Annotated in this window: 1 protein-coding gene and 1 pseudogene; both read left to right on the top strand. The window is 56.5% G+C overall.

The annotated features are described in order from the left end of the window. Positions 1-11: 11 nt before the first annotated feature. Positions 12-250: pseudogene (locus tag HT737_RS31115) on the top strand (protocatechuate 3,4-dioxygenase subunit alpha); the annotation flags it as partial. A 271-nt stretch (positions 251-521) separates the two neighbouring features. Further along, a partial coding sequence (locus HT737_RS32310) for a hypothetical protein (protein ID WP_306287346.1) occupies positions 522-644 on the top strand: 123 nt, incomplete at its 3' end.

Below are 644 nucleotides of genomic sequence, written 5' to 3' on the forward strand. Positions count from 1 at the left end.
CGAGGGCCTGAAGGGGCACGACCCAGGCGCCGCATCTGGTGGTGCTGGTGTTTGCCCGTGGCTTGGTCAAGCACTTGCTGACACGCATCTACTTTGTAAGGTGAGCCGCGAACTCAATGATCCGCTGCTCGAATGTGTGCCGGCCGAGCGACGCGCCACGTTGCTGGCGAAGCCGGATGCGGCRGGGGTTTATCAGTGGAATGTGATTTTGCAGGGCACTGAGGCTGAGACGGTGTTTTTCGATTATTGATCGCAGCTCATTCCGTTGGAGTGAGTTTGTGGTGAGGGGATTTATCCCCGATGGGCTGTGAAGCAGCCCCAAGACCGGATTTCACGGTGAAACTGACACACCGCGTCTGCCGGATTTGCGAGTGCTGCGCACTCGATCGGGGATGAATCCCCTCGCCACAAAAGCCCTCTTTCAGAAGAGGGGCTGTGTAATGCCTCGTGGATATATCTGTGGAACGGGATTGTTGCGAAGTGTGTCTAGACTCTCACCTGTCCCCTCAGAGTAAAAAACAATGACAACTACCACCGCTCATTACACCGGCGAGGAGCGCAGCAAGCGCATCTTCGCCATTGTCGGTGCTTCGTCCGGCAACCTGGTCGAATGGTTCGACTTCTATGTCTATGCCTTCTGCGCG

The organism is Pseudomonas sp. MD195_PC81_125 (genome assembly GCF_014060985.1).
Lineage (GTDB): Bacteria > Pseudomonadota > Gammaproteobacteria > Pseudomonadales > Pseudomonadaceae > Aquipseudomonas > Aquipseudomonas parakoreensis.